This window comes from Candidatus Baltobacteraceae bacterium (genome assembly GCA_035502855.1).
Taxonomy (GTDB): Bacteria; Vulcanimicrobiota; Vulcanimicrobiia; order Vulcanimicrobiales; family Vulcanimicrobiaceae; genus Aquilonibacter.
The window spans coordinates 183,408-207,024 of the sequence record DATJTX010000031.1 but is presented as its reverse complement, the minus strand read 5'-3'; the positions used below and the strand labels follow the sequence as shown (position 1 = coordinate 207,024).

Sequence of the window (23,617 nt, the reverse complement as noted above, 5' to 3'; positions counted from 1 at the left end):
CGCTAGTGAAGGTTGTCCAGCGCGAGATTCAACTGTAAGACGTTGACGCGCGGGTCGCCGAGAAATCCGAAGGTGCGCGGCTGGATCACCTTTGCGATCAAGGCGTTCACCGTTGCAACCGGCAGGCCGCGCGCCTTGGCGACCCGCGGTGCTTGATAATACGCTCCCGCCGGGCTGATGTCGGGATCGACGCCGCTGGCGCTCGACGTGACCAGGTCCATTGGAATCGGAATCGTCGCGTCGGGATTCGCCTTCTTCAGCGCGGCAATCGTAGCTTTGGTCGCGTCGATCAGTTTCTTCGAGGTCGGACCCAGGTTCGTTCCGCCGGTCTGCGTCGGATCGTACCCTTTGCCGGCAGCCGACGGCCGGCCCTGAAAATACTGCGGCTTCGTCCAGAGCTGTCCGATGATCGCCGATCCGACCGGCTTTCCGTCACGCATGACGAGCTCGCCGTTCGCCTGCCACGGAAAGAGCACTTGCGCGATTCCCGTGAACACGATCGGATAGATCAAGCCGAACGCGATCACCGTAACGATCGTGAAGAGCACCGAGGTACCGATGTGCTTGAGCGTGTTGTCTTTGATTTGCTGTACGTTTGCCACGGGGTCACCTCATGTTAAGTGCAGAGCGGCGAGGATCATGTCGACCAGCTTGATCCCGATGAACGGCACGATGATCCCGCCGACGCCGTACAGGAGGACGTTGGTCCGCAGCACGGCGTTGGCGCCGAGCGGACGATACGTGACGCCGCGCAGCGCGAGCGGAATCAGCGCGACGATGATCAGCGCGTTGAAGATGACGGCGGAGAGAATCGCGCTCTGGGGTGTGGTCAGGCGCATGACGTTGAGTTCGTTCATCACCGGATACGCCGTCGCGAACATCGCCGGTAGAATCGCGAAGTACTTCGCGACATCGTTGGCGATCGAGAACGTCGTGAGCGCGCCGCGCGTCATCAGGAGCTGCTTGCCGATCTCGACGACTTCGATCAACTTGGTGGGGTCGGAATCGAGGTCGACCATGTTCGCCGCCTCTTTGGCAGCCTGCGTGCCGGTATTCATCGCGACGCCGACGTCGGCTTGCGCAAGCGCCGGTGCGTCGTTGGTGCCGTCGCCCGTCATCGCGACCAGTCGACCCGAGCCCTGCTCGCGCTTGATCAGGTCCATCTTCGTCTCGGGCGTGGCCTCGGCGAGGAAATCGTCGACGCCCGCCTCGCCGGCGATCGCCGCCGCGGTGAGCGGATTATCACCGGTGATCATCACCGTGCGAATGCCCATCGCGCGCAAGCGATCGAACCGGTCGCGCATGTTCGGCTTGAGGATGTCCTTGAGATAGATCACGCCTAGGATCTGCGCGTTGCGGGCAACCAAGAGCGGCGTGCCGCCGGCGCGTGCGATGCGCTCGACCTGCGGCGCGAGGCCGTCGACCGGTTTGCCTCCCTGATCGCGTACCCAGGCCGTAACCGCATCCGGTGCTCCTTTGCGCAGCATCGTTCCATCCGGAAGATCGATCCCGCTCATGCGCGTGTACGCGCTGAACGGAATGAACGTCGCGCCGTCGGGTTCGGAATCCGTGATGCCGTTGGCTTGCGCCAGCGTCACGATCGAGCGGCCTTCCGGCGTCTCGTCGGGCAGCGAGGTGAGGTACGCAACGCGCATCGCGTCGGCCGGAACGGTTCCGTCGACGCTGATGACTTCGGTCGCCTGGCGGTTTCCGAGGGTGATCGTTCCGGTCTTATCCAGGAGCAGCGTGTCGACGTCACCCGCGGCTTCGACCGCGCGTCCGCTCATGGCCAGCACGTTGCGCTGCATGACGCGGTCCATGCCCGCGATGCCGATCGCGGACAGCAGTCCGCCGATCGTGGTTGGAATGAGACAGACGAGCAATGCGATCAACACCGTGACCGATTGATGCGCACCCGCGTATACGGAGAACGGCGAGAGCGTCGCGACCGCGAACAGGAAGATGATCGTCAATCCCGCGAGCAGGATCGAGAGCGCGATCTCGTTCGGCGTCTTCTGGCGTTTCGCACCTTCGACCAACCCGATCATGCGGTCGAGGAACGTTTCGCCCGGGTTTGCGGTGATGCGCACGTCGACCTGATCCGAGATCACGCGCGTGCCGCCGGTGACCGCGCTGCGGTCGCCGCCGGCCTCCCGAACGACCGGCGCCGACTCGCCGGTGATCGCCGATTCGTCGACCATCGCCGCGCCCGAAATGACGTCGCCGTCGCCGGGAATCAGCTCGCCGGTTGCAACGCGGACGACGTCGCCCTTGCGCAAGCTGCTCGAGGGGACCGTCTCGACCCCATCGCCCACGACGAGTTTCGCCAGCGTCTGCGTACGTGTTTTGCGGAGCGCGTCCGCTTGCGCTTTGCCGCGGCCTTCGGCCACGGCTTCGGCCAAGTTGGCAAAGAGCACCGTGAACCAGAGCCAGATCGAGATCGCAAAGTCGAATCCGGCCGGACCGTGGTGGATGAGGTCGCGCACGAAGAAGACGAGCGTCGCCAGCGCACCGACCTCGCACACGAACATCACCGGATTGCGGGCTTGCCAGCGAGGATCCAGCTTCTTGAACGAGTCGATGACCGCTCGGCCGAGAATCTCCCGATCGAAGAGCGAGCGTGCTTTGGGCCGACGCTCGAGCCGCCGTTGCGAAAGCACTTAAGGAGCCTCCGATGATATCAGCGTATCGATCGCGGACTTCACATTTGCCGCAGATCGAGAAGCGAGGAGGGAGCGATGCCGCAGTGCATCGTGACTGACGCAGCGACGACGAGATGTGGCGAATGTGCGCCCGCCCGGAGGGTTCGCTTTGAAGCACTCCGTCTGCGTCGTTGTCCGCTCAGTCACGGACCGCTGCGGGTACGCTCCATCGCGGACGCCTAGCATCCGGGGTGCTTCACAAGCGAACGATCGATACGTGGATATCATTGGAGGCTCCTAGAACGTCTTTCCTTGCAGCATGTAGAGTTGTTCGACGATCGGGCCGAGCGCGTCGGCCGGGAAGAACGTGAGCGCGCCGACGATGACGATCGTTCCGATCAACAGCGCGATAAAGATCGGCGAGTGCGTTTCGAAGGTGCCGGGACCGGCTGCCACCGCCTTCTTTCCCGCAAGCGCGCCGGCGAGCGCGATCGCCGGAATGAACATGCCGATGCGGCCGAAGAGCATCGCCACGCTTCCCACGAGGTTATAGAACACGTTCGGCCCGATGCCGGCGAACGCGCTGCCGTTGTTGCCGACCATCGAAGTGAACGCGTACAAAATCTCCGAGAACCCGTGCGGCCCGGCGTTGTTGAGTGTCGCGAGTCCGACAGGGGTAACCGCGGCGATCGCGGCCGGCACCAGCACGAAGGCCGGCGGGATCAAGAAAAACAGGATGGCGAGCTGCATTTCCTTGCGTTCGATCTTCTTGCCGAGATACTCGGGGGTGCGCCCGACCATCAGGCCCGCGATGAAGACCGTCAGCACGATCATCATCAGCATGCCGTACATGCCGCTGCCGACGCCGCCGAAGATGATCTCGCCGAGCTGGATGTCGACCAGCGGGACCAAACCGCCCAACGCGGTAAAGGAATCGTGCATCGAGTTCACCGCGCCGCACGACGTCACCGTGGTCATCGTCGCAAAGAGCGCCGAGGCCGCGACACCGAAGCGCGCCTCTTTGCCTTCCATGTTTGCGCCGGCGACGCCGAGGCTGTGCACGATCGGATTTCCCGCCGCCTCGCTCGCGTAGCACACGGCGAACATGGCGAGGAAGACGATCGACATCGTCGCCAAGATCGCCCAGCCTTGACGCTGGTCCTTGACCATGCGGCCGAACGTGTACGTCAGCGCCGCGCCGATCAAGAAGATCGAGAACAGTTCGAAGAGATTGCTCAGCGGCGTCGGGTTCTCGTTCGGCGAGGCCGAGTTCGCGTTCACGAATCCGCCGCCGTTGGTTCCCATGTCTTTGATCCACTCTTGCGAGGCCATCGGGCCTTGCGTGATCGTCTGCTTGAAGCCTTCGATCGAGACCACGTTGGTGTATCCATGGAAATTCTGCGGCATGCCTTGCCACACGAGAAGCAGCGAACCCACGATACAGATCGGAAGAAAAACATAAAGCAGACAGCGTGTCATGTCGGCCCAGAAGTTCCCCAACGTGTTGATCGTCGTTCGCGCGATCCCGCGGAACAGCGCGATTGCCAGGCAAATCCCGAGCGCTGCCGAGACCCAGTTGTGCCACGCGAGCCCCATCATCTGCGAGAGGTAGCTCATCGTGCTCTCGCCGGAGTAGAACTGCCAGTTCGTATTCGTCAGGAAGCTGACCGCGGTGTTCCATGCCAGATCGGGGGCGAGATTGCCGAAGCCTTGCGGGTTGAGCGGAAGCCACGCCTGCGTACGCAGCAGCGCGTAGAGAAACACCAGACCGACCACGTGGAATCCGAGGACGGCAAAGAGGTACGTGTACCACCGCATCTCCTGGTTTGGATCGATCCGGCAGATGCGGTAGATGAGCTTCTCGAGCGGTGCGAGGACCGGCGCGAGAAACGTGCGCTCTCCTTCGAACACGCGCGCCATGTAGGCGCCGAGCGGTTTGACGCAGAGGAGGACGAGGCCGAGGATGACGAGCGCTTGGACCCAACCGATGACGGTCATCACAGCTCCTCCAAACCGACCACGTAGCGATCGAAAATATAGAACACGACGACTCCGATGGCGATGATCCCTAACTCGAGCAGCATGTCGTGACTCCTAGAATTTTTCCGGACGAAGCATCGCATACGTGAGATACACGAGACCGGCGAGGGTCAAAATGATACCGACGACGTCATCGAATTGCATCAGAATTGCGCTCCCAGTTCGACGAGAAAGCGGGATTGATCGGTAAGTGTCCCGGTGGGGCCGAACCCGACGATCGCATCGTTCACCGTGACCAACGAGTATTCGGCGCGCGCGAAGAACGGGCCGGGATGATATTGCGGCGTAATCGTCCACGTGGTGGCGCGGCTTCCGGGGCCAAAGCCGACGAGATCCGCGTTGAGCGAGGTGTCGGCGGTCGCGCCATGGTTGCCGAACGACTCGAAGCGCCCGCCGACCGAATAGACGGCGTTCCACGCGTAGTTCGCGAGGAGGGCGGCACCGAGTGCGCTCTCGCTGCCGGTGTAGCCGAGTGCGGCCGAGGCGGGCGATTGGACGTAGAGTACGTACGGTTCGAGCTGCAGCTTTCCGAACTGCTGCGTCAGCATGAAATCGTACTCCCGTTTGTTCGCGATTGCAGCGGTGACGTTCGGCGGCGTGTTTGCGCCCGGAACGATGAACGCGAAGCTCCAGTCGGTGTTGGCCGTCGGCGCCCAGCCGGCCAGGCCCTCGACCGCGCGTCCGCTGCTGCCGGAATAGTAGCCGTCGTCGTACTCGAGATCGCCGGTCATCTTACCGTTGGTGTACGCGACGCGCACGCCGCGGCTGAACGTCGGCTCCGCCGCCCACACGATGCCGCGCTGAATATCGACATTCTGAAAGGTGAAGCCGTTCTCTTGGCCGAGCATGGTCGCGAGCTGACCAGCGCTCACCGTCACGTTGCCGTTCGGGACATACGCCACATCGTACGCCGGCACGGCACCGTACAGCGCGGTGTTCGCGCCCGGCTGCCTCGTCGTCGGGACGAGCGGCTGACCGGCCACCGGAAACGCGTACGCGCCGGTGGTCACGCTCGCTTGCACTCGTCCGGTGTTTTTCGAGAAGGTGAGGAGCGCGTTGCTTACGTCGGTTTGGGTCGCAAGATCGCTCTGCGTCTTGAAATTCCCGTATCCGGAAAAGGCGCCGTGCACCGAGTATGCGGGCGCAGGCGAAGCCGTCGGCGCCGGGGATGGTGACGGAGTTGCGGAAGGCGATGCAGCAACGATCGCCGCCAAAACGAGGGCGTGGAACATCGCTCGTAGCGTATCGCAGCGAGCGCGTACCGCCCAGCCTCCGAACGGATCATCCGTTCGGACGTCGTGCAGCGACCCTCGCGACCACCGGGGGCACGGTCAGCGTCGATGAGATGATCGTCGCAAGCGCGACCGCAAATGTCGCCGCGATGATCGCCTCGCGCTGCGGTACCTGCGGCAGCGCGATCGCCAGCGCCAGCGAGAGCGCCCCGCGCATCCCCGCCACGCGGACGACGTCGAGCCACTCGCGCGGGTAGCCGGTCGGGAGCAGCAAGCCGGACACGGCGACGCGAGCGATCATCACGCCCGCTAGCGCCGCCAGCACGAACGCCGGGTCGAGCGTAACGATCGACACGTCGAGCGCCGCGCCGACCAGAAAGAAGACGAGCGCATTCGCGACCAGCGCGGCCACGTCCCAAAAGCGATTGACGTCCTCGGCGACGGTGAGACTGATCCACCGTCGCTCGAAGGAGCGGATGGCGATGCCGCCGGCAATGGTCGCAAAAATGCCCGAACAGTCGAGCCGATCGGCAGCGTAATAGCTGACGTATGCGCACAGGCCGGTGGCGAGGATCTGCAGGACGACGTCGTTGCGATTTCGCAACAGCGCCGCGGCGACGAACGCGATACCGATTCCGATCGCGATGCCGCCGATCACGCCGGCGATCGCGGTCGCCGAGATCTGCGCGAGACCCGCAGCGCCGACCGACCCGGCCAGCACCGCCGCGAGCACGGCGCGATAGAGCGCAACCGCGACCGCATCGTTGAAGAGCGACTCACATTCGACGATCGTGCTGAGCAGCGCGGGCACGCGCATCCGGCGGAAGATCCCGACCACGGCGATCGGATCGGTCGCCGAGAGGATTGCCCCGGCGAGCAACCCGGTCTTGAACGGCACGTGCACGACCGCGAGCGCGCCCGCGATCAGGACCGCGGTGAGCAGCACGCCCGGCACGGCGAGGATCGCGATCGCACGCCAGCCGCGCAGCATCGCGCGATAGCGCAAATTCCAGGCGGCTTCGAAGAGCAGCGCGGGCAGCAACACGTAGAGCGTCGCGTGCCCGAAGGCGTAGGTCAGACGCCCAGGCTCGATCATGCCGTAGCCGATGCCGGCGAGAACCAGCACGACGATGTACTGCAGTTTCACAAAAATTAATGGGTGTGGGTGAAGTTGCCGACCGCGACGGGAGTTCGACGGATCGTTTCGATGACCCGCCGCATGCCGATCGGATTGCGCGGACGTCCAACCGCGTCGAAATACCATTGCGGATCGATATTCAGCGTGCGCGTTTGAATCATCGCAACCGGCGTCTCGTCGAGAAGCGCCGTCATCGCGGTGACCTCGTCTTCATCGTCGGTTACGCCCGGATGCGTGAGCAGATTCAGGCTGACGCGCAAACCGTGCCGCACCGCCAAACGAACCGATGCGAAGACGTCTTCCAGCGTGTAGCCGATCGGGCGGTAGTACGCGGCGTAGACCCGCGGGCGGAACGAGTTGAGGCTGATGCGGACGGCTTGCAGCCCGGCGTCGATGCAGCGTTCGAGCGCGCTTGGAAGACTGCCGTTGGTGTTGAGGTTGATCGTACCGTTCGGTCGCGCCGTGCGGATGCGTTCGATCGCCGCCGCGATCGCGATCGAGCGCAGCAGCGGTTCGCCCTCGCAGCCCTGTCCGAACGAGACGATGCCGTCGTCGACGCGCTCCAAGTGGTGGATCGCAATGCGCGCGAGTTCGTTCGCCGTGGTCTCGTATTCGATACGGGCTTGCGGCGAGGGCAATCCGGCATCCGGTTCCTGCTCGGAGATGCAGCCGATGCAGCGTGCGTTGCATTTTGGCGAAACCGGGAGCGCCGCCTCGCCGCGTTCGAGAAAGACGTTCTGGGCGGTGAAACAGCCGTACTCGCGCGAGCAGAGCGCGACTTGGGCCAGTACTTGATTACCGGGATCGGTCTTCATGCGCCGCTCGAGGAGCGTCTCGAGTTCACCCGGTGTGAACGCGCGCGGCTGCCAGTCCTCGCTCTCGTCGGTCTTCATCGCGGCCACGTGCAGCCGGTCGTCGATGACCGCGGCAAACGTGTAACCGAAGAGCGGGAGGGCGGGCGCGCCCTCTTCCGGCGCGTAGGCGGGAACGAGCAGCCGCGTGTAACCGGCCGGCAGCATCACGGCCAACGCGTAGCGCCCGCGCACCGTGCCGGCGGTCGTGCGCGCGCGCCGTCCCGGCAAGATCATCTCGACCGTTCCCGGCGGCGCCGGAATCAATTCGTCGGCAAACGCTTCGCGAACGATCCCGCCGTCGGCCAGCGGCGTGCGCGTTTCATCATAGTAAATACGACCCGCGCGATCGCAATAGGCCAGACCGATCATAGTTGGGTATCGAAAACGTGCACCGCCGGACCGGTCATGAACGCATGGCCGCTGCCGTTCCACTCGATGCTCAATTCGCCGCCGGGGACGCGCACCAGCACGGGGCTGCGCACGTCGCCGCGCGCCGCCGCCGCGACGGCGCTGGCGACCGCGCCGGTACCGCACGCCATCGTCAGCCCGGCACCGCGCTCATAGTGGCGCGCGCGCAACGAGGCGGGCGAATCAACCTCGACCAGATGAACGTTGATCCCGCCGGGAAACTCGGCGGCGGCCTCTTCGCCGAGCGCGCGCAGATCGAATGCGTCGATCGTTTCGCGAAAGAGCACGAGGTGCGGATTGCCGACCACGACCACCGCACTCTGCGGATGCGTCGCGTCACGGCTGACGATTTGCGGCTCGCCGACGTCGACCCGCACCTGATAGACCTCGCCGCGTTCGATCACGCTGGTACGGATGAGCCCGCCCATCGTATCGATCTCGAGCTGCGCGCCTTCGCCGCGTTCGTCGAGATAGCGCGCGACGCAGCGCACGCCGTTCCCGCACATCTCGGCCTCGCTGCCGTCCGCGTTGATGACGCGCATCGAGACGGGCGCGCGCGCCGACGTTCCGATCACCAGCAAGCCGTCGGCGCCGACGCCCGCGCGGCGGTCGCACCAGCGCCGGGCGAACGCGTGCACGTCGTCGACCGATTGCTTTCGCGCATCCAGGACGATGAAGTCGTTGCGCGCGCCGTGCATTTTCGAGACGGCGACGCGAGCGCTCATGAGCTTGCCTGCGCTCCTTCGCCGTTCTCGTGCACGGCGACCGGCGCGGCCGGCGAGATCGTCGAAATCGCGTGCTTGTAAATCAGGTGCGTCTTGCCCTCGTATTCCAGGAGCAAGGTAAACGGATCGAACCCCTTGACGGTGCCGCGGAGCTGGAAGCCGTTCATGAGGTAGACGGTCACGGCGGTACCGCCGCGTCGGCATTCGGCGAGAAAGCTGTCTTGAAGACTGCCGGGCATGTCAATCGTGGACTTTACGTCCAGCCGAGCTTTTCCCTTGCCGCCGACTCGACCGAATCGGGCGCGAGCCAGCTCACGCCCGGTTCCGAGCGCAACCACGAACGTTGCCGGCGCGCATAGCGGCGCGTTGCGCGAACCAGCGCGGTGCGCAGCTCCTCGCGCGTGCTCCAACCGTTCAAGAACGCTAACGCTTGCGGATAACCGACGGCATTCGCCGCGACCGCGGCGGCTCCGATTCGTTCCGCTTCGTCGAGCAACCCTTGCGCCAGCATCACGTCGGTGCGCGCGTCGATCCGTGCGTCGATCGTCGCGAGCGGAACGTCGAGCGCAACCTTGACGAACGGAATGCGCGCGCTTCGCAGCGTGACACCGGCCGCGCCGTCGCCGCGCGTGCTCGGCGCCGCCAGCGCAACCTCGAGCGCCCGAATCACGCGATACGAGTCGGCGGGTTCGAGCGTCGCAGCTCGCCGCGGATCGCGCGCGCGCAGCCACGACCACAACACATCCGGGGGATGCAAGCGCGCCTCGCGGGCGAGCCGCTCGCGCAGCGCCTCGTCGTATTGCGGCGCGAGATCGACGTCGCCGGCTAAAGCGCGTAGATAGAATCCGGTGCCGCCCACGACGATCGCGCGCCGTCCACGCGCTCGAATGGCTTCGATCGTCCGCACCGCGTCCCGCGCGTAACGGGCGGCGGAGTAACGCTCGTACGGATCGAGAAAGCCGATCAAATGATGCGGAACGGCGCGCGCCTGCCCCTCGCTCGGAGCGGCGGTGCCGATCGGCATGCCGCGGTAGATTTGACGCGAGTCGGCGCCGACGATCTCGGCATCGAAGCGTTGCGCAAGCGAGACCGCAAGATCGGTCTTCCCCGATGCGGTCGCGCCGGCGAGAATCAGAACGGGCACGTTAGAGTCGCTTGAACATCTTTGCGATCTCATCCGGCGAAAGCCGCACCATGGTGGGACGTCCGTGCGGGCAATGCATCGGGTTGGCGCAAACCGACAAACGCTCGATCAAGCCGGTCATCTCGTCGAACTCGAGCCGCTCGCCGGCAACCGCTACCGAATGGCATGCGAGCGAGGCCCAGATGCGCTCGCGCACATCGCGCGCTCTGGGCTCATCGGTGAGATCCGCCAGAAAGCCCGCGACGTCGAAGGCGCGCGCCCCGTATCCGGCAGGCGTCGCCGTGATGCGATAGGTTCGTTCGCCGAAAGCCTCGATCTCGAGCCCGCCTTCGCGCAGCAGCTCGAGTGCCCGTTCCAGCGCAACGCTTTGCTGCGCATCGAGTTCGACGACGATCGGTACCAGCAGCGGCTCGCTGGGCGCGCGCTCGCGCGCGCGCTCGACGATCGCCTCGTAGGCGATGCGCTCGTGCGCGGCGTGCTGGTCGACCAAGAGGAGCCCTTCGCCGTCGCTCGCCAGGATATAGGTGCGGTGCAGCTGCGCGAGCACGCGCATGCGCAAGCCGGGAACATCGCTCGGATCGCCCAGCGGGCGCTCGAAGAGCGACTGCACGTGCGGCAGCGAGACGTCGATCTCTTGCGGAGCGAACGAAACCGATCCGTTCGTCGAATCCGCGAAACGCGCGGTGGCGTGATGGTGCAGCGTTGCCCCGATCGCGCGCCGGACCGCGTCGAAAACCTGATTTCCGAACCGCAACCGCACGTCGCTCTTGGTCGGATGCACGTTCGGATCGACGTGTTCGGGCGGCAGATCGAGCATCAGCACGCCGTACGGCTGACGGCCGATCATCGCGAAGGTTGTGTAGCCGGCGGTCCACGCGCCGGCGAGCAGCGTGCTGCGGAGCAGCCGTCCGTTCACGAACAGCAACTGCATGCGGCGATCGCCGCGATCGTGGCCCGGCGCGCTCACGTAGCCGCTCACCCTGCCGTCGAGCATGCGTGCGGCATCGGGTTCGAGCGCGATCAGGTTCGCGGCGGCGTCTTTTCCGAAGACCATCGCGAGCCGTTCGCGCGGATCGGCCGAGGCCGGCAGAATCCAAACGTCCTTGCCGTCGTGACGCAAGACGAACGTAACGTGCGGATACCCGAGTGCAAAGCTCGAAAGCCAGCTCGAGATCCGCGTAAACTCCGCGCCCGGGCTTTTGAGATATTCGCGCCGCACCGGAACGTTCGCAAAAAGCTCGCTCACGCTCACGCGCGTCCCGATCGCGGCCGCTGCCGGCTCGACCGGCTCGGCCCTCTCCGCATGTGCGACGATACGCGAGCCGATCGGCGACGCTGCGGTTCGCGTGACGATCTCGAGGCGTGCAACCGCGGCGATCGAAGCGAGACCCTCGCCGCGGAAGCCCAACGTCGCAACCGACTCGAGATCTTCGGCGCGTGCGAGTTTGCTGGTTGCGTGACGGCGCACCGCGAGCGGCAATTCCTCCGGCGCGATTCCGCCGCCGTCGTCGATCACGTCGATGCGTTCGCTGCCGCCGCGTTCGAGCACGACGCTCACGCGCGCCGCGCCGGCGTCGACCGCGTTCTCCACCAGCTCCTTGACGATCGATTGCGGCCGTTCGATGATCTCCCCGGCCGCGATCTGTCCGATCGTTATCGGGTCGAGAAGGTTGATCATAGCAGCGAAAGCTGCTCCTCCGACGCGCCGGCTTTCGATAGACGGCGCCGCAGCGGCGCGGTGACTTCGAGGTCGGATTGGCCGGAGAGCGCGTCGGCAATCTCGCGTGCGCGCTCGACGACGGCGGGCGGCAAACCCGCCATGCGCGCCACCTCGAGTCCGAACGAGCGCGATGAACTGCCGGCTTGGACGCGATGCGAGAAAACGGGCGCACCGTCGCGCGCGGTGTTTTCGACCGCCGTGATATGGTAATTGGCAACGAGCGGCCAGTGATCCGCAAGCGCGCACAGCTCGTGGAAATGGGTGGCGAAGAGCACCATCGGCGCCTGCGCCTCCAATCCCAGGAGGTATTCACAGATCGCCTGCGCGATCGAGAGCCCGTCGATCGTTCCGGTGCCGCGCCCGACCTCGTCGATGAGCAGGAGCGAGCGGCGGGTGCTGCGGCGCAGGATGCCGGCGGCCTCGGCCATCTCCATATAAAAGGTTGACTGGCCCGAGGCCAAATCGTCACCGGCGCCAATCCGGGTAAAGATCCGGTCCACGATGCCCAGGCGCATCGCCCGCGCCGGCACGTACGACCCGATCTGCGCCATGATCGTCAGCAGCCCGGCTTGCCGGAGATAGGTCGATTTCCCGCCCATGTTCGGTCCGGTCAACAAGATGAAGCGATGCACCTGCGACTCCAGATGCAGGTCGTTGGGCACGAAGTGCGCGTGCAGCACCGCCTCCATCACCGGATGCCGGCCGTCCTCGATCGCAACCGCGCTCTCTTCGACGAAATCCGGACGCACGTAGCTGCGCTCGGCGGCGGCTTGCGCGAGCGCAGCGAGGACGTCGAGCCGCGCGATCGTCTCGGCGGTCCGCAGCAGATCGTCGACGCACGCAGCCACGCGCTCGAGCAGCTCGCCGTAAAGCTTCTCTTCCAGGCGCTGCTGACGCGACTGCGCGGTAGAAATCGCCAGCTCCAATTCCTTGAGCTCGGGCGTGATGTAGCGTTCGCCGGTCGTGAGCGTCTGTTTGCGCACGTAGTCGGCCGGCACGCTGGCCGCGTGCGTCTTGCTGATCTCGATCGCATAGCCGAACGCGCTCGCGTATTTGATGCGCAGCGATTTGATGCCGGTGCGTTCTCGTTCGCGTTCCTCCAGAGCCGAAAGACTCGAACGCGCGTCGGTGCGCAGAGCGACGCACTGCGCGAGCTCGGCGTCGGCTTCAGGCCGAATCACGCCGCCGTCGGCGAGTTGCGCCGGCGGCTCGTCGGCCAGCGTTCGCTCGAGGTCTTCGGCAAGCGCGGCAAACTCGCCGATCTCCGCCACCGTGGCGGCGAGGGCCGGCGGCGTCACCTGCGGCAGCGGGCGCAACACCTCGAGCGTCCGCCGCAGCGAGGCAAGGTCGCGCGGAAGTGCGCGGCGGAAACGAACCTTCTGCGCGATGCGTTCCAGATCGAAGCAGCCGGCCAAGATCTCACGCACGGCCTCGCGGCGCGCGTGCTCGTCGAGCAATGTTTGCACGGCATCTTGACGGGCGAGGATCGCATCGCGATCGACGAGGGGCGCGAGAATCCAGCGCCCGAGCATTCGCGATCCCATCGAGCTCGCGCACAGGTCGAGCGTCGCGAGCAGCGTCGCGCGTGGATTCACGCCCTGGGCCTTGATCAATTCGAGATGCTTGCGCGTCGAGGGGTCGAGCATCAGAAAATTGCGATGATGGTAGAACTCGACCGCGCGCAGGCTGTCGCCGCCGCCGGCGATCGCGGTGCGTTTGATGAATCCTCCGAGCACGTCGAGCGCCCGGTGCATCGCCGTCACTTCATCCGAAGAGAACCCGCCGACGGGCGTGCGTTCGCGAGCGTCCACCAGACCGATCGACGGCGCGGCGATGCGCGCGCCGCTCGCCTCGAGCGCACCGCTCATCGCCGCGCGCACTGCGGGCGGCACGTCGGCGACGATTTCCGAGGGTGCGATGCGGGCGAGTTCGGCCAGCACGTCGTCGTAGGCGCCCTCGCCGGAGATCGCCGTCGCCGCGCCGTGTCCGGTGGACACGTCGGCGTAGGCCAGCGCAAAGACGTCGTCGATCGCGCTGACGGCCGCGAGATAATTGTGCGATTTGCCGTCGAGCAGCTGCTCCTCGATCAGCGTACCCGGCGTCACGATGCGCACGACGTCGCGGCGAACGAGCTTGTTGGGAACCGGTGCTTCGAGCTGTTCCGCGAGCGCAACGATGAAGCGCTGCGCGACCAGCTTATGCAGGTAGCCGGCAAGCGCGTGATGCGGTACGCCGGCCATCGCGACACGCCGTCCGCCGCCTGATTCCTTACTGGTGAGCGCGATCTGCAGCGCCTGCGCGATCGTCTGCGCGTCCTCGCCATAGGCTTCGTAGAAGTCGCCGACACGAGAGAGCAAGATCGCTTCGGGATATCGGCTCTTCATCCCGAAGTACTGCTCGAGCATCGGCGAGTACTTGATCGGCTCGCTCATTCCTATCCGGTTGCGATGAGATCGATGAGCGGGCGCGCGATTGCCGTTCCCGCCTCATCGTAACGCGCGGCGCGGCGCACGATCGTGCCCGTACAGCCCCAGACGTGCGCGGTTTCGACTTCGACGTCGAGCCACGGTTCGCGTGCGTAGGTCGCCTCGTCGTAATCGGGCGGCATCGGTGCGATCACGGTGACGTTGTCCGGCGCCTTCGCGGCAAGCTTCGAGGGGTCTTTCTTCGAGGGACCTTGGACCAGCGCGCGCACGGTCGTGGCGATTTTACGGTCGTGATAGGCGCGCGTCGCCGCATTCTGCGCATCGACCAGCCGCTTGAATCGCGCCGAGGAGGCCTCGCCGGGCACCTGCTCCCAGCGCGCGGCCGGCGTCCCGCGCCGGATCGAATAGATAAAGGTAAAGGCGTTCGCGAACGCACCCCTCGAGACGAGGTCCATCGTGTCTTCGAAATCGGCGTCGCTCTCGCCGGGAAAGCCGACGATGATGTCGGTGGTCACGGCCCAATGCGGGAGATAGCGCCGAAACAGTTCCAACTTCTCTTCGAATTGCGCGCGCGTGTACTTGCGATTCATCCGCCGCAACATCGCATCGCTGCCCGACTGCAGCGGCAGGTGCACGCGCGGGTTGAGCTGCGGCACGGTCGCCAGATCGGCGATGATCTTCTCGCTGAAATCTTTCGGATGCGGAGAGATGAACGTCAATCGTTCCAGCCCCGGCAGCGCCGCGACCGCCTTGCACAGATCGCCGAAGTCTTCGCCGCTCGCCGCGCGCCACGCATTGACCGTTTGCCCGACCAGCATGATCTCGCGCGCACCCGCCGCGAGGTGCGCCTGTGCTTCGCCCACGATCTCGCGCATCGGACGGTGATCGAATCGCCCGCGCACGTGCGGCACGATGCAAAACGTACAGTAGTAGGAACACCCGCGCTGCACGGTGACGAACGCGCGAAGATGCGAAAAGGCGTCGATCACTGCATCCGCGGTCCCGCCCATCGCTCGGTACAACTGTTCCTCGCTCGCGCCCGCAGAGTCGAAGGACGGCACCCACGCCGCCAACTGATCGCCGAGTTGAGCGAGCTCCTTCGTGCCGAAGACCGCATCGACGTGCGGCGCGAGCGTTTGCATCCGATCGCGATCCTGTTCGGCGAGACAACCCATAACGACCAGCCGCACCTGCGGATCGCGATCCTTGAGCACTTTGAAGTGATTCATCCGCCCGTAGGCACGGCGTTCGGCGTTATCGCGCACGGTGCAGGTATTGAGGACCAGCACGCTCGCCTCTTCGGCTTTCGTCGCGATCGCGTAGCCGGCGCTCGTCGCACGATCGGCGATGTACTGGGAGTCGGCCTCGTTCATCTGACAGCCGAACGTTTCAATGTAGACGGCCGGAGTCACACGAGCGGTTGCGGGGGGCTTCATAGAGAACGAACCTTCACCTCGGGAGGGAGACCGTCCCGCACCCTGGAGGAAGCGAACGGCGATGAACATCACGATACGCACCGTACGATGCCTCTCCATCGCATGCGCGATCTTGGTTCTATTGCGCTTCTCGGCCGGTGCCGCGGCGTTACCCTTTGGATACTACCCGCTGCGCGGACAGTATACCGGAGTGCTGCCCTGCTCGGATTGCCCCGGCGTTTGGACGGAGCTTACGCTCGTCGATCCCGGCCCCGATCTCGGGCTGGGCCGAGGAACGTTCGTCATGACCGAGCGATTTACCGGCGGACGACATGGAGGAGCGGTCGTCGCGACGCAGGGTACGTGGTCGACCCTCGAGCGCCTATCGCTAGCGGGAACATTGGAATTGCAGTCCGCCTCCTGGACTGCACCGCGATACTTCTCTTACGTGGGAGGATTATCGCTTGAACCGCTCGATGATCGTCGTCAGCCCATATCCGGTGTATCGATGCTCCATCACCTGCGACGCGTGATTCCGCCCACACGCATGGAGTTTGGGCCACTGCTGGCAGCAACGAGCGGCACCACCGTGGTTGCTCGAGTCGGAGATCGCTTTGACGTCGCGCTCGCTACGTCGGGCCCGAGCGACTCGCCGGATTCTTGGAGCATCGCACGGACGACCTCTCCGAGTGTGACCCTCGATCAAAAATACGGCTCCTCACTCGCCGGACTAACCGGCACATACAGCATTTTCGTATTGAAAGCGATCGAGCCGGGGGCGGCGAGCGTAACGTTTCGCAATCGCAAGGGGTCCCAAACCGTTACGTTCTCTTTTCGCGTCGAACCGTAGCCCGAAGTGGGGGCCGCAGGAGGTCATTCCGAATGGTGAGCCGGTGCAAGACACTCCCCCAATCCCGGTGGGCACGATGCTGCGGCCCTCGACCGTTGCCATCGTCGGCCGTCCCAATGTCGGAAAGAGCGCCCTCTTCAACCGCCTGATCGGGCAGCGCCTCGCCATCGTCGAGGATTCGCCGGGCGTGACGCGCGACCGTCTCTACGCGCTCTGCGAGTGGCGCGGCCGCATTTTCAGCGTCGTTGATACGGCCGGGATCGATCCGGACGCCGACAACGCGCACGGCGAAGCGTTCGCGCAAGCCACGCGCCGTCAGGCCGAGGTCGCCGCGCACGAAGCCGATGCCGTCATCTTCGTCGTCGACGCGCAAGCCGGACTCAATCCGCTCGATCACGACGTCGCGCAAATTTTGCGCACGACGCGCCGCCGCGTCGTACTCGTCGCCAACAAAGCGGAGTCGCCCAGCGCGCTCGCCTCCGTGCACGGCGAGTTCGCGCGCCTCGGGTTCGGTGAACCGGTCGCGGTCTCGGCAATTCACGGTGAAGGCACCGGCGATCTGCTCGATCGCGTGATCGAACTCTTGCCGCCGGAAGCGCCGAACGCCGAGCTCGGCGACGAACTCGCGCTGGCGATCATCGGCCGTCCGAATGTTGGTAAGAGCTCGCTGCTCAACGCGCTGCTCGGCGAAGAGCGCGCGATCGTCACCGACGTACCGGGCACGACGCGCGATTCGATCGACACGTTGATGCGCTGGCACGACCGTACGATTCGCTTGATCGACACGGCCGGCGTGCGCAAGAAGCCGGAGGCCCATGGCGCGATCGAATATTACGCCGCCCTTCGCTCGCTGAGCGCGATCGCCCGCGCCGACATCGCGCTCCTGGTTTTCGATTCGATGGTCGGCGTCACCGCACAAGATCGCCGGCTCGCCGGCTTGGCGATCGAAGAACGCAAAGGGCTGATCATCGTCGGCAACAAGTGGGATCTCGCGCGCGAACAGCAAGGCGAGTTCAGTCAGGGCGAGCTCGCGAACGTTATTCACGACTTGATTCCGTTTGCGCGCTTTGCGCCGATCACGTTTCTCTCGGCCAAGACCAAACGGCGGCTGGGCAGCCTCATGCCGGTCGTCAGTAGAGTTGCCGACAACCTCGATCGCCGCATTCCGACCCCGGCGTTGAACGCATTGATCCGCGATGCCGTGCTGGCCCATCCTGCGCCGGCCGCCGGCGGGAAATTATTCAAGATCTACTACGCAACGCAGCCGTCGGTGCATCCGCCCCTCTTTGTTTTCTCGTGCAACGACCCGGATCTGGTGCAGCCGTCGTACAAACGGTTTCTCGAGAACACGATTCGCCAGCAGTTCGATTTCGAGGGCGTGCCGCTCACCCTCGAGTTCCGTCCGCGGCGCGAGCGGGAGGGCGACGCATGAACGAGACCGCTGCCATCGCCGTCGGAACCGGAGTACTCGTCCTGACTGTAGTCGGCTCATTCCTGATTGGTTCGATTCCATGGGGCTACCTGATCGGTCGATTCATCTATCACACCGATCTGCGCAAACACGGCTCGGGAAATATCGGCGCAATGAACGCGCTGCGGGCACTCGGCAAAAAGGGCGCTGTCGCGGTTCTCTTACTGGACGCGGCAAAGGGGATGGTCCCCGTGCTACTCGTGACGGTGGCGATGCCGAGGATCATCGTTCACTTCGGATCCACATATTTCGTCGCGCACGCGTCCCCGGCACTGGCGTGCATTGCCGCGGCCCTTGCCGTGCTTGGACACTGCTTCTCGCCGTGGTTGGGCTGGAAAGGCGGCAAGGGTGTCGCCACCGCCTTCGGCGCGATCTTCGCGCTCTGCTGGCCGGCCGGTCTCGTGGTCGTCGCCGTCTGGATACTCGGCGCGCTCGTGCTCACCCGTTTTTCGTCGGTCGGTTCGATGCTCGGGGCGATCGCCGCACCGTTTGCATTGTTTTTCTTCACGCGATCGGTCCCCGAAACGATGTTCGGGGTTTTTGCCGCACTGCTCATCCTCTGGACGCACCGCGAAAACATCGTTCGCCTGCGTAGGGGAACGGAAGGCCCGATCCGTCTCTTCGATCGCTCCTAGGGTTTGGCGGGAAGTCCCCGGACCGGACCCGTATAGACGCGGGTCATGATTTCCTCGAACGATCTCCGCAACGGTATCACCATCGTCGTGGACGGCAACCTCTGGACCGTCATCGAGTTTCTGCACGTCAAACCCGGAAAAGGTGCGGCATTCGTGCGCACGCGCCTGAAGAACGTCAAGACCGGAACGACGCTCGAGCGCACCTTCCGCGCCGGTGAGAAGCTCGAGCGCGCGACCGTCGACAACCGTCAGATGCAGCTCCTCTACAATGATGCCGAAGGTTTCCACTTCATGGATCAGGAGTCGTTCGAAAACATCACGATCCAGCGGGAGTTGATCGGCGATCCGGCGGATTTCCTCAAAGACGGGATGGTCGTCGACGTGCAGCTGCACGAAGGCGTTCCGATCGGCGTCGACCTTCCGCCGCACGTCGAGCTGAAGGTCGTCGAGACCGATCCCGGCTTCAAGGGAGACACGGCGACCAACACGGGCAAGCCGGCCAAGCTCGAAACCGGCGCCACGGTCAACGTGCCGCTCTTCGTCAATCCCGGCGACATGATTCGGATCGATACGCGCGATCGGCGATATATCGGACGGGTCAATAGCTAACGCTCGAACGAGAAAGCGCCGAATCGGCGCGGGAGGCCTGGCCATGAGCACCCGATTGCGAACCTTACTCATCGCCGTCGCACTCGGCCTGGTCGCAAGCGGCATCGGCGCGACCCTGCTGCTGATCGACAACGACTCCATTCCGCTCGTTCACCGCGTTACCGATCTGCAAGCGCACTACGCGGCGCTCGATCAGTCGGAGCACCTCGGCCTGGGCCGTCCCGCCTACGATAGCAACAACGACAAGGATCCCAACCTCGGAATCATCCGCATCGACGAGCTGACGTACGGCAGCAACGTCAAGGCGCTGCACCAGTTTCCGTTCGCGCGCACCGTGTATGCCACGCTGCTCGATCATCTCGCCAAGGCCGGCGCGAAGACCGTGGTCTTCGATATCGACTTCCTCGACCCGGCGCCCGTTCCGAGTTGGGATACCGCATTCGCGGCGGCGATGAAAAAGGTTCCGACGATTCTCGCTTACACGATCAATACGACCGCGAACGGCAATCTCGGGATCTCGCCACCGACGCCGTCGCTCGCTTCGTCCAGCGCCGGCAGCGGGTACACCACCGTCGACGAGCCCGGCGGCATTTTTCTCGGCCAGCCGATGCGCATCCGCACCAGCGGAGGCGGGGCGAACAATAACGCAACCTTCTATGCGCTCGCGGCGGCGGCCGCGCAGAACTATACCGGCAAACCGCTCGATTTCGCGGCCCTGCCGCGCGACGACAACGGAACGTTCCTCCTCGTCGCGCCGCGCTTTGAGACGCAACAGTTCACGACCGATTCCGGCAACCGCGTCGAGGAACACGCGGCGGAGTTTCCGGGGCGCGGTGTGCTCTCGTTTTCGGACGCGTACTCCGAATCGATTCCCGACCTGGCCCAATTCGCCAAAGGCGGGTTGATCTACATCGGTGACACGGCGCAGGCTCAAGGCGACTTCGTACAAACCGCACGGCAGGCCAATACGCCCGGACTCTTCGCCAACGCACGTTTGGCCGATCAGCTGCTGCGCCACATCTACATGCAGCCGGCCCCGCAATGGCTCAATGTGCTGCTGATCTTTGCGCTGCCGCTGCTGGTCTCGCTCTCGTTCAGTCTGATGCGCAGCACCACCCTCGCGATCGTGATCTCCCTCGCGACCACCGTCGTCTACGCGTATATCAACGTTGCGCTCTTCGTCGAGAAGCTGATGTGGGTCGACCTGGTGCACGTGGTGCTCGCGATGGTGCTGGCTACGCTCTTCGTCGGCCTCTATCGCGTGCTCCACGAGGGCGCGCAGCGACGGATGGTCACCAATCTCTTCGGAATGCACGTCAGCCCGGCGATCGTCACCGACATTCTTTCACACGAAGATCCGCGCAACGCGCTGGCGCTCAAGGGCAAGAAGGTGAAGGCGACGATCTTCTACAGCGACATCCGCGGCTTTACCGCCATGTCGGAAAACATGACACCCGAAGAGATCTATACCCAGCTCAACGAATACTTCGAAGAGATGTGTGCGATCATCTTCCAATACGGCGGCTACGTGGACAAGTTCATCGGTGACTGCGTCATGGCGGTTTTCTCCGCTCCGTACCAGACGCCCGATGACGCGGCGAATGCGGTGCGCGCCGCCGTCGCGCAGCAGAAAAAGATCCTCGAACTCGCCGAGAAGTGGAAAGCGCTCGGCAAGCGCGAGTTCACGGTGGGCATGGGCGTCAACACCGGTGACGTGGTCATGGGAAATCTGGGCGCGAGCTCGCGCATGAACTACACGGTTATCGGCGACAACGTGAACCTGGCGGCACGACTCTACAACGTTGCGAAAGCCGGAGAGATCATCATCAGCGATTACACCTATCAAGAGGTCAAGGATTTCGTGGTCGCCGACGAACTCGAGCCGGTGCTGGTGAAGGGTAAGAAAGACCCGATCCGGATCTACAACATCCGCGACGTCAAAGAGGCGCCCGAACCTGCGACCAATGGTGCTTTAGCCAAAGAACCCACTCCCGCATAATAAGGCGATGCGCCTTGGCTTAGAACTCTTCGGCGCCGCTTTCGCGGCGAGCGTCTTCGGTTCGATGGTGGGATTGGGCGGCGGCTTCATCTTCGTCCCGATCCTCCGTTTGGCGTTCGGCCTCGATCCGGCAGACGCGGCGGGCACGTCGCTGGTGCTCGTCACCGCCAACAGCGGGGCCGGGGCGTTCACGTATCTCCTGCAGAAGCGCGTCAACGTTCGCTTGGGTCTGCTCTTCGCGGTGGGCGGGCTGCCGGGCAGCATCGCGGGCGCCGTTTTAGTCAAGCACATTTCGGCCGAAACCTACGACTGGGCTTTCGGCGCGTTTCTGCTGATCGTCGCCGCCGACATGATCCTCAACGCGCGCAAACGACTCGAATCGCGCTCCGAAGAAACCTACGGCACGCGCAAGCCGATGTCGTACCGCATCGCCGTCGCGCTCGGCTTCGTGGTGGGGGTAATCTCGAGTCTCTTTGGAATCGGCGGTGGGGTCGTCGTGGTTCCGTCGCTGCTTTATCTCTCGAACCTTCCGGCGCACGCGATAGCGGCGACCTCACACTTCGTGCTGATCCTCACCTCTCCGACCGGCCTGATCGTGCACGCCTTCCAACACGACATTCGTCTTGCCGACGTGATTCCGCTGGTGGCGGGCGGTTTGTGCGGCGGGCCGATCGGCGCGCATCTCTCGCTGCGCTTGCGCTCGCCGCAGCTCCTCGTGATCGTCGGCATCGCGTTGGTTTGCGTGGCCGGTTCGCTCGCGCTCCGTCACGTTATCCATTAGACGCTGACGCCGCTCCAGACCGGCGGACGCCGGTCGCGCCACGGACGCGCGCGCTCGAGCTGTCCGGCCAATCGAAACAGCGTCGCCTCATCGTTGAATCTCCCTGCGAAGTGCATCCCCACCGGCAAACCGTCTTGCGTCCAATGCAAGGGCACCGACATCGCCGGCGCTCCGGTCAAGTTGAAGACCGGCGTGTAGGGCAACCAGTCGAACATGCGCGCAGCGATGTCGCGTGCCGCTTTTCCGATGAGCGCCGGCGCGCGCACGCGGGTGAGCACGGCGACTTGCAGCCGCTCGGCCCGGCTGAGCGCGAGTTCGCCGATACGAATCGGCGGCGCCGAGAGTGTCGGTGAGAGCACCACGTCATAGCGTTCCATGAACGTATCGAAGGCCGCGCGCAGCGCGCGCTGGCACACGACGGCGGTCGTGAGCTCGTCGAGCGGGAGCACGCGCGAAATCGCGAGCATTGCCGACGACGCCGGTTCGATGTCACCGCCGCGCACACGGCGTTCCGGCGTCGGATTCCCTGCGCCCAGATGCCATCCGATTTGACTGGCAAAGAACAGCAAGAGCGAATACGAGAGCGCGGGATAGTCGATTCCGCGCGGTTCGTCGTCGACGACCGCGTGGCCCAATGAAGCGCAGAGCGCGGCGGTTTCGTCGAGCGCCGCGCGCACTTCGCTTGCGATGCCGTGCCCGAGCATGGGTCCGCGCACCACCGCGATGCGCAGCGGTCGCGGATCGCGCGTTGCCTCCGGCGCAAACGGCGGCCCCGCGTCGTTGCGAACGGCATCGAGAAACGCGGCGCTGTCGCGCACCGTTCGCGTGATCGCGTGGTCGACGTTCGCGGCGCCGATGATGCCGCCGGTCGTCGGCGCGCGCCCGCGGCTGGGCTTCATCCCGAACAGCCCGACGCAACTGGCGGGAATGCGAATCGAGCCGCCCATGTCGTTGCCGTGCGCGATCGGCACCACGCCCGCCGCGCAGAGCGCCGCGCTCCCGCCGCTCGAGCCGCCGGGCGTACGCGAAAGGTCCCATGGGTTGCGCGTAGCCCCGAACAGCGCGCTCTCGGTGTACGGCACCAAGCCGAACTCAGGCGCCGTGGACTTGGCAACGACGATCGCTCCCGCCCGTTTGGCGCGCACGAAGAATTCGTGATCCCGGACGGGCACATAGTCCGCAAAGTAGCGGCTGCCCATCGTCATCGGCAGCCCCGCAAGCTCGGGTCCGAGATCCTTGACCACCAGCGGGACCCCGGCCAAGACGCCTTCCCGCGCGGCGGTGCGCGCTTCTTCCCGCGCCTGATCGTAGCGGCGCGAGGCGATCGCGTTGAGGCTCGGATTCACGCGCTCGGCGCGCGCGATCGCTTCGTCCAGCACCTCGCCCGCCGTGACTTCACCGGCGCAGACGGCTCGCGCGATCTCGGTCGCGTCACTGCGATCGTAGAAGCCGGACAGACTCATCAGCGGCTCTTGCCACGCGTCCTGACGCTTCCCTGCCGCATTGCGCTAAGGAACGCCCGGCAAGC

The 23,617-nt window shown here is 64.8% G+C and carries 20 protein-coding genes; 6 read left to right on the top strand and 14 right to left on the bottom strand.

The genetic code is table 11. The features are described from left to right. Positions 1–2: 2 nt before the first annotated feature. The 13 genes from kdpC to miaB all read right to left on the bottom strand — a co-directional run bounded on the left by kdpC (position 3) and on the right by miaB (position 15,765). Positions 3–602, bottom strand: coding sequence for a potassium-transporting ATPase subunit KdpC (kdpC, locus tag VMF11_13525; GenBank protein HTU71326.1), 600 nt, complete (start codon positions 600–602; stop codon positions 3–5). A gap of 9 nt (positions 603–611) precedes the next feature. Next, positions 612–2,660, bottom strand: a complete 2,049-nt coding sequence (kdpB, locus tag VMF11_13520; GenBank protein HTU71325.1) for a potassium-transporting ATPase subunit KdpB — start codon at positions 2,658–2,660, stop codon at positions 612–614. Between the two features lie 279 nt (positions 2,661–2,939). Next, the gene (kdpA, locus tag VMF11_13515) at positions 2,940–4,640 is read right to left on the bottom strand and encodes a potassium-transporting ATPase subunit KdpA (GenBank protein ID HTU71324.1); all 1,701 of its coding nucleotides are present in this window, start codon (positions 4,638–4,640) and stop codon (positions 2,940–2,942) included. A 96-nt stretch (positions 4,641–4,736) separates the two neighbouring features. Next, positions 4,737–4,826 (bottom strand): K(+)-transporting ATPase subunit F, encoded by a 90-nt coding sequence (gene kdpF, locus VMF11_13510; protein HTU71323.1) that lies wholly within the window; start codon positions 4,824–4,826, stop codon positions 4,737–4,739. Continuing rightward, complete coding sequence (locus VMF11_13505) at positions 4,826–5,914, bottom strand: outer membrane beta-barrel protein (GenBank protein HTU71322.1); 1,089 nt, start codon at positions 5,912–5,914, stop codon at positions 4,826–4,828. Before VMF11_13505 ends, kdpF begins: the two co-directional genes overlap by 1 nt. 49 nt (positions 5,915–5,963) lie before the next feature. After that, positions 5,964–7,061 (bottom strand): cation:proton antiporter, encoded by a 1,098-nt coding sequence (locus VMF11_13500; protein ID HTU71321.1) that lies wholly within the window; start codon positions 7,059–7,061, stop codon positions 5,964–5,966. A gap of 5 nt (positions 7,062–7,066) precedes the next feature. Further along, positions 7,067–8,275 (bottom strand): radical SAM protein, encoded by a 1,209-nt coding sequence (locus VMF11_13495; protein ID HTU71320.1) that lies wholly within the window; start codon positions 8,273–8,275, stop codon positions 7,067–7,069. Further along, positions 8,272–9,039: a diaminopimelate epimerase gene (dapF, locus tag VMF11_13490; GenBank protein ID HTU71319.1), complete on the bottom strand. Its 768-nt coding sequence runs from the start codon at positions 9,037–9,039 to the stop codon at positions 8,272–8,274. Before dapF ends, VMF11_13495 begins: the two co-directional genes overlap by 4 nt. Next, a complete protein-coding gene (hfq, locus tag VMF11_13485) occupies positions 9,036–9,278 on the bottom strand; it encodes an RNA chaperone Hfq (protein ID HTU71318.1) in 243 nt (80 codons plus the stop codon). Before hfq ends, dapF begins: the two co-directional genes overlap by 4 nt. Before the next feature lie 14 nt (positions 9,279–9,292). After that, positions 9,293–10,183, bottom strand: a complete 891-nt coding sequence (gene miaA, locus VMF11_13480; protein HTU71317.1) for a tRNA (adenosine(37)-N6)-dimethylallyltransferase MiaA — start codon at positions 10,181–10,183, stop codon at positions 9,293–9,295. 1 nt (position 10,184) lies between these two features. Continuing rightward, positions 10,185–11,861: a DNA mismatch repair endonuclease MutL gene (gene mutL / locus VMF11_13475; protein ID HTU71316.1), complete on the bottom strand. Its 1,677-nt coding sequence runs from the start codon at positions 11,859–11,861 to the stop codon at positions 10,185–10,187. Further along, positions 11,858–14,335, bottom strand: a complete 2,478-nt coding sequence (gene mutS, locus VMF11_13470; protein HTU71315.1) for a DNA mismatch repair protein MutS — start codon at positions 14,333–14,335, stop codon at positions 11,858–11,860. The genes mutL and mutS overlap by 4 nt, the downstream gene beginning before the upstream one ends. 2 nt (positions 14,336–14,337) lie before the next feature. Beyond that, entirely contained in the window at positions 14,338–15,765 is a 1,428-nt protein-coding gene (miaB, locus tag VMF11_13465; protein ID HTU71314.1) for a tRNA (N6-isopentenyl adenosine(37)-C2)-methylthiotransferase MiaB, read from the bottom strand. Between the two features lie 61 nt (positions 15,766–15,826). On the opposite strand from miaB, the gene VMF11_13460 reads away from it, so the two are divergent. From VMF11_13460 to VMF11_13435, 6 genes are read left to right on the top strand one after another with little or no spacing between them, the layout of a single operon-like run. Further along, positions 15,827–16,594, top strand: a complete 768-nt coding sequence (locus VMF11_13460; protein HTU71313.1) for a copper resistance protein NlpE N-terminal domain-containing protein — start codon at positions 15,827–15,829, stop codon at positions 16,592–16,594. 43 nt (positions 16,595–16,637) lie between these two features. Further along, a complete protein-coding gene (gene der / locus VMF11_13455; protein ID HTU71312.1) occupies positions 16,638–18,026 on the top strand; it encodes a ribosome biogenesis GTPase Der in 1,389 nt (462 codons plus the stop codon). After that, positions 18,023–18,700 (top strand): glycerol-3-phosphate 1-O-acyltransferase PlsY, encoded by a 678-nt coding sequence (gene plsY / locus VMF11_13450; GenBank protein ID HTU71311.1) that lies wholly within the window; start codon positions 18,023–18,025, stop codon positions 18,698–18,700. Before der ends, plsY begins: the two co-directional genes overlap by 4 nt. 45 nt (positions 18,701–18,745) lie before the next feature. Beyond that, entirely contained in the window at positions 18,746–19,309 is a 564-nt protein-coding gene (gene efp / locus VMF11_13445; protein ID HTU71310.1) for an elongation factor P, read from the top strand. Positions 19,310–19,352: 43 nt separating this feature from the next. Continuing rightward, entirely contained in the window at positions 19,353–21,308 is a 1,956-nt protein-coding gene (locus VMF11_13440) for an adenylate/guanylate cyclase domain-containing protein (GenBank protein HTU71309.1), read from the top strand. A 7-nt stretch (positions 21,309–21,315) separates the two neighbouring features. Next, positions 21,316–22,089, top strand: a complete 774-nt coding sequence (locus tag VMF11_13435; GenBank protein ID HTU71308.1) for a sulfite exporter TauE/SafE family protein — start codon at positions 21,316–21,318, stop codon at positions 22,087–22,089. On the opposite strand, the gene VMF11_13430 is transcribed toward VMF11_13435, so the two are convergent. After that, positions 22,086–23,552 carry an amidase family protein gene (locus tag VMF11_13430; GenBank protein ID HTU71307.1) on the bottom strand — a complete coding sequence of 489 codons (1,467 nt, stop codon included), beginning with the start codon at positions 23,550–23,552 and terminating at the stop codon, positions 22,086–22,088. The two genes, VMF11_13435 and VMF11_13430, sit on opposite strands and share 4 nt — an antisense overlap. Between the last annotated feature and the right edge of the window lie 65 nt (positions 23,553–23,617).